11 protein-coding genes are annotated in these 13414 nt (G+C 73.0%); 3 read left to right on the plus strand and 8 right to left on the minus strand.

Annotation, left to right across the window (positions count from 1 at the left end):
* Positions 1-78 precede the first annotated feature (78 nt).
* From AB0950_RS11835 to AB0950_RS11845, 3 genes are all read right to left on the minus strand, one after another.
* On the minus strand, positions 79-1098 hold the full coding sequence (locus AB0950_RS11835) for a polyprenyl synthetase family protein (protein ID WP_366778413.1): 1020 nt from the start codon (positions 1096-1098) through the stop codon (positions 79-81).
* Positions 1095-2135: a tetratricopeptide repeat protein gene (locus tag AB0950_RS11840; protein ID WP_366778414.1), complete on the minus strand. Its 1041-nt coding sequence runs from the start codon at positions 2133-2135 to the stop codon at positions 1095-1097. Before AB0950_RS11840 ends, AB0950_RS11835 begins: the two co-directional genes overlap by 4 nt.
* 169 nt (positions 2136-2304) lie before the next feature.
* A complete protein-coding gene (locus AB0950_RS11845) occupies positions 2305-2982 on the minus strand; it encodes an AIM24 family protein (protein WP_360145627.1) in 678 nt (225 codons plus the stop codon).
* Between the two features lie 340 nt (positions 2983-3322).
* Here AB0950_RS11845 and AB0950_RS11850 point away from each other — a divergent pair, with 340 nt between their 5' ends.
* Both AB0950_RS11850 and AB0950_RS11855 read left to right on the plus strand, forming a co-directional pair.
* Positions 3323-5110, plus strand: a complete 1788-nt coding sequence (locus tag AB0950_RS11850; RefSeq protein ID WP_366778415.1) for a M4 family metallopeptidase — start codon at positions 3323-3325, stop codon at positions 5108-5110.
* Positions 5111-5403: 293 nt separating this feature from the next.
* Complete coding sequence (locus AB0950_RS11855; RefSeq protein ID WP_366778416.1) at positions 5404-6621, plus strand: SGNH/GDSL hydrolase family protein; 1218 nt, start codon at positions 5404-5406, stop codon at positions 6619-6621.
* Positions 6622-6678: 57 nt separating this feature from the next.
* On the opposite strand, the gene AB0950_RS11860 is transcribed toward AB0950_RS11855, so the two are convergent.
* Genes AB0950_RS11860 through AB0950_RS11870 form a run of 3 tightly spaced genes read right to left on the minus strand, consistent with a single transcriptional unit; the run spans position 6679 to position 10179 of the window.
* A complete protein-coding gene (locus AB0950_RS11860; protein WP_360145618.1) occupies positions 6679-7032 on the minus strand; it encodes a UBP-type zinc finger domain-containing protein in 354 nt (117 codons plus the stop codon).
* A complete protein-coding gene (locus AB0950_RS11865; protein ID WP_360573772.1) occupies positions 7029-8486 on the minus strand; it encodes an ATP-binding protein in 1458 nt (485 codons plus the stop codon). The genes AB0950_RS11860 and AB0950_RS11865 overlap by 4 nt, the downstream gene beginning before the upstream one ends.
* A gap of 16 nt (positions 8487-8502) precedes the next feature.
* The gene (locus AB0950_RS11870; protein WP_360145612.1) at positions 8503-10179 is read right to left on the minus strand and encodes an FAD-dependent oxidoreductase; all 1677 of its coding nucleotides are present in this window, start codon (positions 10177-10179) and stop codon (positions 8503-8505) included.
* Positions 10180-10395: 216 nt separating this feature from the next.
* On the opposite strand from AB0950_RS11870, the gene AB0950_RS11875 reads away from it, so the two are divergent.
* Positions 10396-11262, plus strand: coding sequence for a universal stress protein (locus AB0950_RS11875; protein ID WP_366778417.1), 867 nt, complete (start codon positions 10396-10398; stop codon positions 11260-11262).
* Between the two features lies 1 nt (position 11263).
* Here AB0950_RS11875 and AB0950_RS11880 read toward each other — a convergent pair whose 3' ends face one another.
* Together AB0950_RS11880 and AB0950_RS11885 are read right to left on the minus strand one after the other, a co-directional pair.
* Positions 11264-12499: a DUF4032 domain-containing protein gene (locus tag AB0950_RS11880; RefSeq protein ID WP_360145606.1), complete on the minus strand. Its 1236-nt coding sequence runs from the start codon at positions 12497-12499 to the stop codon at positions 11264-11266.
* 31 nt (positions 12500-12530) lie between these two features.
* A complete protein-coding gene (locus tag AB0950_RS11885) occupies positions 12531-13277 on the minus strand; it encodes an MBL fold metallo-hydrolase (protein WP_360147121.1) in 747 nt (248 codons plus the stop codon).
* Positions 13278-13414: the final 137 nt, after the last annotated feature.

Consider the following 13414-nt stretch of genomic DNA (forward strand, 5'->3'; position numbering starts at 1 on the left):
GCCCCGGCGGTCGTGTGCGCGCGGGCTTCGGCCTTGATCAGGGTGGCGGGCTCGCCGGGACGGCCCCGTGTGCCGCAGCTACAGCATGCGGCCCACCAGGAAGTCCAGCAGCCGCAGCAGATCCCCCGCCGCCGCGGGGGCCGCGGGTGCCTGTGTGAGCAGCGCCCGTGCGGCGGCCGTGTGCGCACGGGCCTCGGCCAGCGCCGCCGTACGGCCGCCCGCCGCCTCGATCAGCGCGGCGGCCTCGCCCGCCCGGCCCGGCGCAGCGAGCAGCTCGGGCAGCCCGCGGGCCGCCGGGGAGCCGAGCGCGGCCAGCACCGGATACGTCTTCTTGCCCTCCCGCAGATCGCCGCCCACCGGCTTGCCGGTGACGTCCGGGTCGCCCCAGATCCCCAGCACGTCGTCGACCAGCTGGAAGGCGACGCCGAGCCGCCGCCCGGCCCGGTCCAGCGCGCCGACCGCCGCTTCGTCCGCCCCGCCGAGCAGGGCGCCCAGCGCGACGGCGCAGCCCAGCAGCGCACCGGTCTTGCCCTCGGCCATCGCCCGGTACTCCTCGAGCGTCACTCGCTCCGGGCCGGTGCACGGGCGGGTGGCGAACAGCAGGTCGTCGGCCTGCCCGCGCACCAGGTCGGCGAGGGCCGCCGACAGCAGCCGTACGGCGCCGGCGCCCCGCGGCGCCGCCGCCAGGGTCTCCACCGCCAGCGCGAACAGGGCGTCCCCGGCGAGCACCGCCGGGCCGGTGCCGTAGGCCTGCCACACGGCCGGGCGGCGTCGCCGGGTCGCGTCGCCGTCCATGATGTCGTCGTGCAGCAGCGAGAAGGCGTGCACCAGCTCCACCGCGACGGCGGCCGGGACGCCGGTCAGCCCGTCGGCCCCCGCCGCCTCGGCGCCGAGCACGGCCAGCGCCTGCCGTACGCCCTTGCCGCCGGGCGCGGCGGCGGGCGCCCCGCCGACCTCGCACCAGCCGAAGGAGTACGCGGCCATCTCCGCGACCCACGGGTGCAGCCTGCCGACCGCCTCGCGCAGCGCCGGGTCCGCCAATCGACGGCACCGGGCGAGCACTTCGGGAGCGGACGGCGGAGCCTGTACGGCGGTCACCGGGCGGCCTCCGTGTCGAGACCGAACTCCTCCTGGGCCCGGGCCACCATCTCCCGGGCGTGCTTGAGTCCGCTGCGCTCCAGTGTTCGTGCCAGGTCGGCGAGTTCGGCCGCCGTCTCGGCGCGGTCCCGGCCGAGCTGGGCCAGCGACTTGGCCAGCCCCAGCCGGGCCAGCGCCTCGCCGCGCGGCTCGCTCATGGCGCGGAACTCCGTCAGCGCCAGCTCGTACATCCGGCGCGCCTCGGTGTAACGCCCGGCCCGGTACAGGACGTTGCCGCGCATCTTGTGGTTGTAGGCGAGCGCGCTGGCGAGGTTCATCGCCCGGCAGTCGGCCTCCGCGCGGGACAGCAGCTCCAGCGCCCGCTCGGTGTCCTTGTCGCGCACCGAGAGGATGTCGGCGAGTCCGCGCAGCGCCCAGGCGTGCCCGCGCCGGTCCTCGGCCCGCTCGGCTATCTCCGCCGCCTCCTCGAACAGCGCGTACGCCCGGTCGTGGTCGCCGGTGTTGCGGTGCATCTGGGCGATGCCCTCCAGCGCCCACACCGTGTGCCGTGCCTCGCCGCGCCTGCGCGCCTCGGCCAGCAGCTGCTCGTGCAGCCGGCCGACCGCCGCGTAGTCGCCCTGGATCCGGCCGGTCTCCGCGAGACCGGCCAGTGAGTAGCCCCGGACCACGACGTCCCCGCCGCGTTCGCCGAGTTCGGCCGCGAGTCCCAGCAGCCGCCAGGCCAGCGGGAAGGCGCCGCGCTGCCGGGCGAGGGTGCCGCCGCTCCACAGGGCCCACGCCATCGCGGCGGTGTCGCCGGCCGCGCGGGCGGCGCGGTAGCTCGCCTTCCACGCCCGGTCGGCGTCCCGTACGTGGCCGAGCCGCCGGTGCGCCTCGGCCACGGCGAGCCCGCAGCGGGCCACCTCGGCGTGGCGCCCGGACCTCTCGGCCTCGCGCAGCTTCTCGGTGCCCTCCGCCAGCACATCGACCAGCGAGGAGTTCACGGACAGGGTGGTCAGGGCGCCCTGGTACTCGGGGGCGAAAGCCTTGCCGTACATGCGTGCCTTTCTATACGCGATGTGTATACAAAGCGTGTATACATGGCGTGTATAGGTGGGTCCGAATTCGCCCCGGCCGTAAGGACCGGGGCGTGTCGGTCTGTCGACGATCAAGACGCGGGTACGGCGAGGCGGGTTGCCCGTGCGGTGCGGATCACCCTGTGAAGGTTCAGTGCTGCTGGGCCTTCTGCGCGGTCAGCTCGCTGGGGCGCACCACGACGAAACCCTCGCCCTGGAGCATCAGCTGCACGGCTTCGCCGGAGCCGCCGCGCAGCATGGAGCCGATGGACTGCGACCGGTGCAGCGAGGTCTGCAGGTCCGCGGTCCAGCCGACCACCGCGTCGGTGTCGACGTACACCGGCGCCTGCGCCGAGACCGGGATGACCAGCGGGCTGCCGTCGCAGACCAGGCCGAGCCGGCCGTGCCCGCTGAACACGCTGTTGAACAGGCCGCCGCCGGCGATGCCCGAACCCTTGACGGTCTTGATGTCGTACGACAGCGAGGCGTCGAAGCACAGCACGTTGCGGCCGTTGACCGTGAATCGGTCGCCGGGCTCGACCTCGACGATGAAGCAGTTCTGCGCCTCGTGCGCGAACCAGGCCTCGCCCTGCCCGCGCACCGCCATGAGGGGCAGCCCCTCACCGGTGACCGCACGCTTCAGCATGCCGCCCACGCCCTGCCCCTTGCGCTCGAAGGCGAGGCTGCCCCGGTAGGCGACCATCGCGCCCTGGCGGGCGTACATCTCGCCGTCCACCGCGTACTTGATGCACTTGGCGTTCTCGACGGACATGCCCGGCTCCACGGCCGGCTGCACCACGTGCTCACTGGAAAAGAGATCACCCTTCATGCGGGACATGGTGTCTTCCCGCAAAGCGCCGGCGCCAGTGGCCCCCGCCCACGCGAAGGCATGCGACGTCGCTCACATTCCGGCCGTGCAACCCAGGGGGTGGCCTGAACGTCTCCACAGGCGACACACAGTTGGTCAGTCAGTGATCACTCTGTGGCACGCATTCGTAAAGGATTGCCATAGAAGGTCGCGAAATCGATCATTCCGCCTTTACGTGCACATGACTGATCCGCAAGGGTTACGCCCTGGGGCCCGACCAGCCCCCGTGGCGCGCAACCGCGCCACGCCTCAAGGCGGTTGGTGACCCCGGCTGCTGTAGACAAAAAAGGAACCTTGATCCTTGCGTAGACCGCACATACGCAGCGTCGCCGTCGCCATCGCGGTGACGACCGCTGCCACGGGCCTGGCCGGTACGGCATTCGCGGGTCCCTCGACGGGGGTGGAGCGGTCCTCGGCGTCCGCCACCACGAACGCCACCGCGGTGGTTGAGGCGGCGCGCACCGCGGCCTTCGCCCACGCCTCGGCGACCGGCGTCTCACAGGGCGACGCACTGCACGCGCAGGACGTCATGCTCGACCCCGAGGGCGCCCGGCACGTCCGGTTCGTCCGGACCCACGACGGCCTGCCCGTCCTCGGCGGCGACCTCGTCGTCCACCTCGACCACAAGCTGGCCTACACCGGCGTGACCCGCGCCGCCGATCACGCCGTCAAGCCGGCCTCCGCCAAGGCCGAGCTGACCGCCGCTCAGGCCGCCGCGAAGGCCGCCCGGGCGGCCAAGGGCGAGGCGGGCGCAGCCCAGCTCGTCGTCGATGCGCGCGACGGCTCCTCCGCCCTCTCCTACCAGGTGAGCGTCACCGACGACCAGGGCGGCTCGCACACCGTCGTCGTCGACGCCGTCACCGGCAAGGTGCGCAGCAACACTCCCGACAGCGACGAGTTCCTGTCGCCGAAGCTGCTCCAGAGCCTGCGCGAGCACGGCGAGACCATCGACCCGGCCACCGGCACCGGCTCCCCCGAGGCAAGCCTGCTCGGCTCCGGCGTCTCCGGCGCCACGACGAGCTACCCGTCGGCCGCCAAGGGCACCGGCAAGACCCTCTTCGTGGGTTCCGTCGGCCTGACCACCACGCAGACCTCGCGCGGCCACTACCAGCTGAAGGACCCGAGCCGGTACGGCACCGAGACGCGCGACGCCAAGGGCTCGTACACGGAGAAGTTCAGCGCCGGCACCAAGTTCACCAGCACGACCAACGTGTGGGGCAACGGCACGACCAGCAGCCGCGCCAGCGCCGCGGCCGACGCCCAGTACGGCGTCACCAAGACCCTGGACTTCTACAAGAGCACCTTCGGCCGCAAGGGCATAGCCAACAACAGCAAGGCCGCCCAGGCGATGGTCCACTGGGGCAAGAAGGTCGCCAACGCCTTCTGGGACCCGACCTGCAACTGCATGCTGTACGGCGACGGCGACGGCGACATGTTCAAGAAGCCGCTCGTCGTCCTCGACGTCACCGGCCACGAGCTGACGCACGGTGTGGTGGATGCGACCGCCAAGCTGGAGCCGACCTACGTCGACTCCGACGGCAACCAGTACGGCGAGCCGGGCGCGCTGAACGAGTCGCTCGCGGACATCTTCGGCTCCAACGTCGAGTTCTACGCCAAGAACCCGAAGGACACGGGGGACTACCTGATCGGCGAGAAGCTGGGCCTGGCGCAGAAGTTCCTGCGCCGTCTCGACCACCCGTCGCTCGACAAGCTCGAGGGCACCATCGACTACTGGTCGCCGGACACCTACTACACCGAGGTGCACGCCGGTTCCGGTGTCTCCTCGCACGCCTACTACCTCCTCGCGGAGGGCAGCGGCAAGAAGACGATCAACGGCGTGAACTACAACTCGCCGACCTACAACCACTCCACGGTCACGGGCATCGGCCGCACCAAGGCCACCGCCATCTTCTACCGTGCCCTGACCCGCTACATGGTCTCCACGACCGACTTCCACGACGCGCGGAACGCGACGCTGAAGGCGGCCAAGGACCTGTACGGCGCGAGCAGCACCGAGTACAAGACGGTGGACAAGGCGTGGGCCGCGGTCAACGTCACCGCCGCCAACACCCCGGCCGCCCGTCACTGACGCAAGGCCGCCGCACCACCGGATGCCCCGCCCCGCGCGGGGCATCCGCATGTCCGGGCATCCGCATGTCCGGGGCGCTGCAGGGCACCGGTACGGCCCTGCCCGTGCGTCACCGCCTGGAGGAGAGGATGGCCCCGGACAACCGCGGCGAGACCACCCGCGCCGGACGGGACACCCGTCGAGGTGCGCGACGGGGGCGTCGGCGCGACCATGATCTGCGTGGGATGGGCAGCTGTCTCCCGGAGGACCCGCAGACGGCCCGGCGGGTCCGGCACGCACCTGGACGTCGCGCCGTGACCGGCCGGTTCGCCCGCGGCTGCCGCGTCGCCGCCGCCCTGCTCACCGTCGCCGCCTGCCAGTCCGCGCCCGCCCGCGTGGGCGCCCGTCCTGCGTCCCCCGAGCCGGCCGCCGGGGTCGTGACCTGGGCGGCGAGCGCCGACCGCCTGGGCGAGGGCGCCGCCGGCCAGGACTACCGGCTGATCGTGCACACCAGCGTCGGCGGCGACGAGCTGCGGGTCCGCCTGAGCAACGCCTTCGGCGACCGGCCGCTGACCGTGGACGACGCCCACGCCGGGGTGCGCGCCGCGGGCGCCGCCCTGCGGCCCGGCAGCAACCGGCGGCTGACCTTCGGCCGCGCCCGCACGGTCACCGTCCCCGCGGGCGGCACCGCCTGGAGCGACCCCGTGCCCGGCCGGGTGCCCGCCGGCACCGATCTGGCCGTCAGCCTGCACACCCCGGACGCGGCGGGACCGGCGACCGGCCACTGGCTCGCGATGCAGACGTCGTACACCGGCCAGGGCGACCACACCGCCGAGGACAGCGGCGCCCAGTGGACGCGGACGACCGGCGCCTGGTGGTACCTCGACGCGGTGTCCGTACGGCCGTCACGCCCGGGCACCGGGGCCGTCGCCGTGCTCGGCGACTCCCTCACCGACGGCTGGCACTCCACGCCGGACACCGACCGCCGCTGGCCCGACTACCTGGCCCGCCGCCTGCACCGGGCCCACGCGGCCGTCCAGGGCGTCGCCGACGAGGGCGTCGCGGGCAACCAGGTGCTCGCGGACGGCGCCGGGCAGAGCGCCCTCAGCCGGCTGGACCGGGATGTGCTGTCCCTGCCCGGGGTGCGCACCGTGTTCCTCTTCGAGGGGGTGAACGACCTCAAGGCGCACACCGGCGTCCGCCCGCGGGACCTGATCGCCGGCTACCGGAAGATCGCCCGGCGGGTGCACGCGGCGGGCAAGTGCGTGGTCGCCGCCACGATCGGCCCGTTCGAGGGCCGGCCCGAATGGGACCCGGGCGCCGACGCCGTACGCCGGAAGGTGAACCGGTTCATCCGCGGCACCGGGGAGTTCGACGCCGTCACCGACTTCGACCGCGTCCTGCGCCACCCGCACGACCCCGCGCGGCTGCGGCCGGCCCTCGACGGCGGCGACCATCTGCACACCGACGACCGCGGCATGCGGGCCCTGGCGGACGCCGTCCGCCTGAGCAGCCTCCACTGCACCCGCTGACCGGCCGGACGCGGAAGACGCGCGCAGGGGCACGGCACCCCCCGACCCGCTAGGTGCTCAACCCCGCAACGTCTCCGCCCAGTTCGCCGGCACCCGCCCGGCGGGTCCCGGCGTCGGCTGGTCCGCGGGATGGCTGGCGGGCGGCGCGAGTTCGGGTCCCGCCGTGTACAGCTCGTCCGTCGCGTAGTTCCAGAACCACTCCTCGCCCGGCTCGAAACTCCGGATCACCGGATGCCCCGTGGCGTGGTAGTGGGCGGTCGCGTGCTTGGCGGGGGAGTCGTCGCAGCAGCCGATGTGCCCGCACTGCGCGCACCGGCGCAAGTGGAACCACCAGCCGCCCGCCGCCTCGCACTCCACACATCCCGGGCCGCTGGGCGGGACGCCCGGGTCGACTCCTTCGACGGTGCTCATACGGTTTCCTCCACTTCCTCCGGCGTCTCGGCGGTCAGCGGCAGCAGCACCTGGAAACGGGTGTCACCGGGGACCGAGTCGACGCGCAGGCTGCCGTGGTGCTTGTTGACGACGATCCGCCAGGAGATGTCCAGGCCGAGCCCGGTGCCCTCGCCGACCGGCTTGGTGGTGAAGAACGGGTCGAAGATCCGGTCCTTGATCTCCGGCGGCACACCGGGACCGGTGTCCCGGAACTCGACCAGCAGCCGCTCGCGGTCGAGCGCGGTGCGCACCGTCAACGTGCCCGAGCCGCCCGCGCCGTTGATGGCGGACACCGCGTTGTCGACCAGGTTGGTCCACACCTGGTTCAGCTCGGCCGGGTAGGCGGGCACCGGCGGCAGCGTGCGGTCGTACTCCTTGACGACCTTGATGCCGGCGCCGATCTTGCCGGACAGCATCAGCAGCGTGCTGTCGAGGAGTTCGTGGACGTCCACCACCCGGTAGGGCGCCCGGTCCAGCTGGGAGTACTGCTTGGCGGCGTCGACGAGATGCGAGATCCGGGTGGTGGAATCCTCGATCTCGTTCATCAGCAGCTCGGTCTCGATGGTGTAGTTGAGCCAGCCGACGGCTCCGGGCAGGATCTCCGGGTCCACGGCCGCCGCGACCTGCTCCAGCCAGTCCACGTCGAGCCCGGCCTGCACGAACGCCGGCGCCAGCTGCCAGGCCTGGCCGATGCCGTGGTCCTCCAGCCAGTCGGTGAGCAGGTCCTCCCGGTCGGCGGCCTCCAGCGGAGTGAGCACCGGGGCCTTGGCGACCCGTTCCGCGGTGCGCTCCTGCATCTCGATCAGGCTCGCCAACGCGTCACGGGAGAAGGGCCCTTCGGAGATCACGGCGAGCTTGCGCCGCATCTTGGCGACCCGTTCGCGCAAGGTCGAGGTGGCCCGGACCGCTGCCGCCGCCGGGTTGTTCAGCTCGTGCGTGAGCCCGGCCGACAGCGAGCCGAGCGCCAGCAGCCGCTCCCGCTGCCCGATCGCCGCCTGGGTGTTCTTCGAGCCGAAGAACAGGCCCTCCAGCAGGTGCACGGCCATCGGGAACCACTCGGTCATGACGTCCGCGAAGATGTCCGCCGGCAGCACGAAGAACCGCGACGGCTCCGTCACCCGCATCGAGTTGTTGTACACCTGCCGCACCCGGTCGCCGAGGTAGGCCTGCATCGCACCCGCGTACACCCCGCGCTGCGAGGTGCGGCTGACCTCCACGTCGTCGCCGGCGACCCGGCGGGAGAGCACCACCGTGCCCTCGATCAACACGAAGAAGCAGGTCGCCGGGTCGCCCTCGGTGTACACCGGGCCGGGCTCGAACAGCTCCACCCGCCCCTCGCTGCACAGCCGCCCGAGCTGCTCGGGGCTCAGCTTCTCGAAGAGGAACAGCGAGCTGATCTCCTTCGGACTGCACGGCATGATCCGCCCGCTCATGGCTGCTCCCCGTCGTTCATGACTGTTCCAGATACCGGTGGACGAGCATGACGGCCATCGCTCCCTCGCCGACGGCGGACGCCACGCGCTTGGCGGACTCGGCACGGGCGTCACCGGCCACGAACACGCCGGGGACGCTGGTCTCCAGGTGGTACGGCGGCCGGTCCAGCTCCCAGCCGGCCGGCGGCCGCCCGTCGGCGGTCAGGTCGGGCCCGGCCAGGATGAACCCGCGCTCGTCGCGCAGCACCGTGTCGCCCAGCCAGTCCGTCAGCGGCGCGGCGCCGATGAACACGAACATCCACTGCGCGTCGACCCGTTCGCTCTCGCCGGTCACCGTGTGACGGAGCGTCAGCTGCTCCAGGTGGTCCGAGCCGTGCGCCGAGTCCACGACGGTGTGCGGCCGCACCGAGATGTTCGGCGCCTCGTTGATCTGCTGGATCAGGTAGTGCGACATCGACGCCGACAGGTCCGGCCCGCGCACCAGCAGCGTCACCGACTTGGCGCCCCGGGACAGGTACATCGCCGCCTGCCCTGCCGAGTTGGCGCCGCCGACGATGTAGATGTCCTGCCCCTGGCAGGCGGCGGCCTCGGTCAGCGCCGAGCCGTAGAACACCCCGCACCCGGTCAGATCACTGCAGCCGGTGGCTTCCAGCTGCCGGTACTGCACGCCGGTCGCGAGGATCACGCTGTGCGCCGCGATGGCCGTACCGTCCGCGAACCGTACGACACGGGCGGCGCCGTTGGCCTCCAGTGCCGTCACCTCGCGGGCGGTGAGGATCTCCGCGCCGAACTTGGCGGCCTGCCGGCGCGCCCGGTCGGTGAGCTGGGCGCCCGAGACCCCGTCGGGGAAGCCCAGGTAGTTCTCGATCCGGGAGCTCTGCCCGGCCTGCCCGCCGGTGGCCGACCGCTCCACCAGCACGGTCCTGAGCCCCTCGGACGCCCCGTACACGGCGGCGCCGAGCCCGGCCGGCCCGCCGCCGATCACGATCAGGTCGTAGAAGTCGGCCGTCGGCGTCGTCGCCAGGCCCACCCGGGCCGCCAGCTCCGGCGCCTCCGGCTCGACCAGCGTGCCGCCGTCCGGTGTGATCACCAGCGGCAGCCGCGCGCCGTCCGCTCCGGCGGCCGCCAGCAGCCGCCGGCCCTCCGGCTCCTCCACCGAGTACCAGCGGTAGGGCACCTGGTTGCGGGCCAGGAACTCGCGCACGTTCGACGACCGGGCGGACCAGCGGTGCCCGACGACCTTGGTGCTGGGCACGGGCCGGTAGGCGCTGCAGCGCCAGGCCTCCAGCAGGTCGTCCAGGACCGGGTAGAGCTTCTCCTCCGGCGGGTCCCAGGGCTTGAGCAGATAGTGGTCCAGGTCGACGACGTTGATCGCGTCGATCGCCGCGTTGGTGTCCGCGTACGCGGTGAGCAGCACCCGCCGCGCGCCCGGATAGACGTCCAGCGCCTGCTCCAGGAACTCGATGCCGTTCATCTGCGGCATCCGGTAGTCGGCCAGGATCACCGCCACCAGGTCGCCGCGCAGCTTCAGCTCGCGCAGCGCCTCCAGCGCGGACTGCCCGGACTCCGCGCGCACGATCCGGTACGACTCGCCGTAGCGCCGCCGCAGATCGCGGGCGACGGCACGGGAGACCCCCGGGTCGTCGTCCACGGTCAGGATGACGGTCCGCGCTGTGTCGGCGGCCTGTGCCATACGTCTCCCACCCCGAGCTTCGCTGTCACGGATCGGTGTCGTGGGGACCACCGCGCCGGTTCCCAGCCATCGTATGTTCGATCGCCCCGGTTCGCCCTGGGATAGGGCAGGCGGCCCGGCCCCCCGGGCGGCGCAAAGATCACCGGGCCCGTGTGCGCCGGTGCCCGATAGTGGGCACCAGGACCACGACGGCGGCGACGAGCGAGGGGATCACGCATGACACGCCCGATCACGGCAGGAGTGGACGGCACCGAGGAGAGTCTGGCCGCGCTGGACTGGGCGTGCCGGGAGGCCGTACGCCGCGGGCTGGCCCTGCGCGTGGTGCACGCCTGGCGCTACGCCGAGTCGCTCGCCACCGCCGACCGCGACACCCAGTACGGATGGGCGTCGCAGGGCGTGGCCGACGCCGTGCGGGCCGCCTGCGAACGGCATCCTGAGGCGGCGGTGAGCGTCGACGTCGTCGAGGGCGACCCCGTGGACGCGCTGGTCCGTGCCGGGGCGGAGGCCGAGATGCTGGTGCTGGGCTCGCGCGGGCACGGAGCCGTCCTCGGGTTCCTGCTGGGCTCGGCCGGGCAGCAGGTCATCGCCGAGGCGACCGGGCCGGTGGTCCTGGTGCGCGCCGGGGACCGGCCCGCGGCGGAGGCCGCCGGGCGGGATGTCGTGGTCGGCCAGCACGGCGACCCCGAGGACAGCGCGGCCGCGCTGCGGTTCGCCTTCGAGACGGCGGCGGCCCGCGGCGCGACCGTCCGGGCCGTGCGCGCGTGGACCCTGCCGCCGGTGTTCGCCTACAGCCCCGGCTCGCTCAAGCTCCTCGACGACGCAGGCGGCCTCGAACCCTACGAGCGGCAGGCGCTCGCTGAGGCGCTGCGGCCGTGGCGGGAGCGGTTCCCCGAGGTGCCCGTCGCCGAGCAGGTCGAGATGGGCAGTGCGGGCCAGGTGCTGCTGTCGGCGACCGAGCGGGCCCAGCTGGTGGTCGTGGGGCGCCGCGCGCGCCGCGGTGCCGTGGGCGCGCGGATCGGCTCGGTCGCGCACGGGGTGCTGCACCACGCCAAGTGCCCGGTCGCCGTGGTCCCGCACGACTGAGCTACTCGGCCTCGACCGGCTCCAGGCCGGCCCGTGCCTTGGGCAGCACCCTGTCGATGTAGTCCTTGACGGCGGTGTCGAGGCCTATGTCGTGCTGGGCGCGCTCGGACAGGTACCAGCGGTGCTCGAGGAGTTCGTGGTAGATCTCCGCCGGGTCCATCGAGCCGCGCAGCTCGGGCGGCACGGCCCGCACGGTGGGCCGGAACACGTCCCGCACCCAGCGGTGGGCCAGCACCTCGGGGCGGGCGGCGAGGGGGTCGCCCGGGGCGTAGTCGTCCTGGGTGGCCATCCAGCTCTCCAGGTCGTTCAGGAGCCTGCGCGCCTGGTTCTCCTCGGCGTCCAGGCCGGTCAGTCTGAGCAGCTGGCGCTGGTGGTGGCCGGCGTCGACGACCTTCGGCACGAAGGTGACGGTGTCGCCGTTGGAGGAGTGCTCGATCTGCATCTCGGCGACGTCGAACCCGAGGTCGTTCAGCCGGCGGATCCGGCGTTCGATGTAGTGGTACTTGCCCGCCGGGTACACCGAGGTGCGGGTCAGCTCCTGCCACAGCCCCTGGTACCGGGTGCAGATCTCGTGCCCGAACTGCACCGGGTCGACGGAGGGGTGCAGCGCACCGGAGGCCTCCAGGTCCAGCAGCTCGCCGCTGATGTTCACCCGGGCCAGATCGAGGTCGTACTCCCGCTGCCCGGGGCTCAGCCGGGGGTACAGGTCGCCGGTCTCCGCGTCGACCAGGTAGGCGGCGTAGGCGCCTGCGTCCCGCCGGAACAGCGTGTTCGACAGGGAGCAGTCGCCCCAGGCGAAACCGGCCAGGTGCAGGCGCACCAGCAGCACGGCGAGGGCGTCCATCAGCCGGTGCATGGTCGCCGGGCGCATGGTCGTCTCGAACATCGAGCGGTACGGCATCGAGCCGCGCAGATGCCGGGTGACCAGGACCGGCTCCAGCGGCCGGCCCGCGCGGTCGGTGCGGCCGGTGACCACGGCGAGCGGGTCGACGGCGGGGATGCCGAGCCGGTCGAGGTCGCGCAGCAGCTCGTACTCGCGCAGCGCGGGGCGCTCGGCCAGCTCCTTGACGGCGATCACCTCGTCACCGGCGTGCGCGTACCGCACGACGTGCCGGGAGATGCCCCTCGGGAGCGGCACGAGGTATTCCTCGGGCCACTCCTCCAGGGGCACGTCCCAGGGAAGGGCGAGCAGCAGGGCGGGGTGCTCCGGGTTCGTGGCGCTGATGTGCAAGGCCATGACACGAACCCTAAGGCCCCGCGCGGCCGTTCTAGGAGGCCCGCTCCAGCGCCTGCTGGGCCGCCGCGCGCACCGGGCCGCGGTGCACCGGGCCGTGGCCGGGCAGCAGGGTGTCGCCGTCGAGCGCGCCGATCAACTCCAGCGAGGCCACGGCCCGGGCGCGCTCGTGGTGGAAGAAGTCGAGGAGCATCTGCGGGCCCTTGATCCGCGAGGTCGCGTGGCCGGTGGCCAGGGCGTCGCCGGAGATCACGATGCCCGCCTCGGGCAGGTGGTAGACGCAGTGGCCGTCGGTGTGGCCCGGGGTGTGCACGGGCACCGGGCGGCCGGGCAGGTCGAGCGGGCCCTCGGCCGGGAACGGCTCGGGCTCGGTGACGGGGTTGTGCCGGGTGCCGCCGACCTTGATGACGTGCCGCGCCCACGGCACGACACCGGGCCGCCAGGCGTTGCGCACCACGTCCCCGATGGTGGCCTGCTGCAGGAAGTCCCGTCGGGCGTGCGGCACTTCGGCCGGGTGCAGATAGACGGGGGTGCCGTGGGCGGCGCGCAGGTACTCGGCCGAGCCCAGATGGTCGTTGTGCGCGTGGGTGATCAGCACGGCGGCCACCGCCTCCGGTGAACTGCCCACCTCGGCCAGGGAGTCCAGGACTCCCTGGCGGTCGCCCGGATAGCCGGTGTCCACCAGCGTGACGGCGTCCCCGTCCTTCAGGATCACCCAGTTGACGTGGTTGCCGTGCACCAGATAGGTGCCGTCGGCGACCTGGTGTACCTCTGCCCGCATGATCTCCCCGAGCCCTGTGCGGCCGATCGTCGGGGGACAGCCAACCAGATACGCCGTCGCCCCGCACCGGTGGGCGCCGTCGAAGCGCCAGCGAGTGAACAGCAGCCGGATGCCACTGGGGACGGTGGCCTGGATCG

The sequence above is a fragment of the Streptomyces sp. NPDC007189 genome (assembly GCF_040703635.1).
In the GTDB taxonomy this organism is placed as follows: Bacteria; Actinomycetota; Actinomycetes; order Streptomycetales; family Streptomycetaceae; genus Streptomyces.

What these genes read in the sequence shown, in the direction of transcription:
- AB0950_RS11860 (WP_360145618.1), bottom strand. Translation starts at nt 7,032, where the DNA reads ATGAGCACCGTCGAAGGAGTCGACCCGGGCGTCCCGCCCAGCGGCCCG.
- AB0950_RS11875 (WP_366778417.1), top strand. Translation starts at nt 10,396, where the DNA reads ATGACACGCCCGATCACGGCAGGAGTGGACGGCACCGAGGAGAGTCTG.
- AB0950_RS11845 (WP_360145627.1), bottom strand. Translation starts at nt 2,982, where the DNA reads ATGAAGGGTGATCTCTTTTCCAGTGAGCACGTGGTGCAGCCGGCCGTG.
- AB0950_RS11880 (WP_360145606.1), bottom strand. Translation starts at nt 12,499, where the DNA reads ATGGCCTTGCACATCAGCGCCACGAACCCGGAGCACCCCGCCCTGCTG.
- AB0950_RS11885 (WP_360147121.1), bottom strand. Translation starts at nt 13,277, where the DNA reads ATGCGGGCAGAGGTACACCAGGTCGCCGACGGCACCTATCTGGTGCAC.
- AB0950_RS11840 (WP_366778414.1), bottom strand. Translation starts at nt 2,135, where the DNA reads ATGTACGGCAAGGCTTTCGCCCCCGAGTACCAGGGCGCCCTGACCACC.
- AB0950_RS11865 (WP_360573772.1), bottom strand. Translation starts at nt 8,486, where the DNA reads ATGAGCGGGCGGATCATGCCGTGCAGTCCGAAGGAGATCAGCTCGCTG.
- AB0950_RS11870 (WP_360145612.1), bottom strand. Translation starts at nt 10,179, where the DNA reads ATGGCACAGGCCGCCGACACAGCGCGGACCGTCATCCTGACCGTGGAC.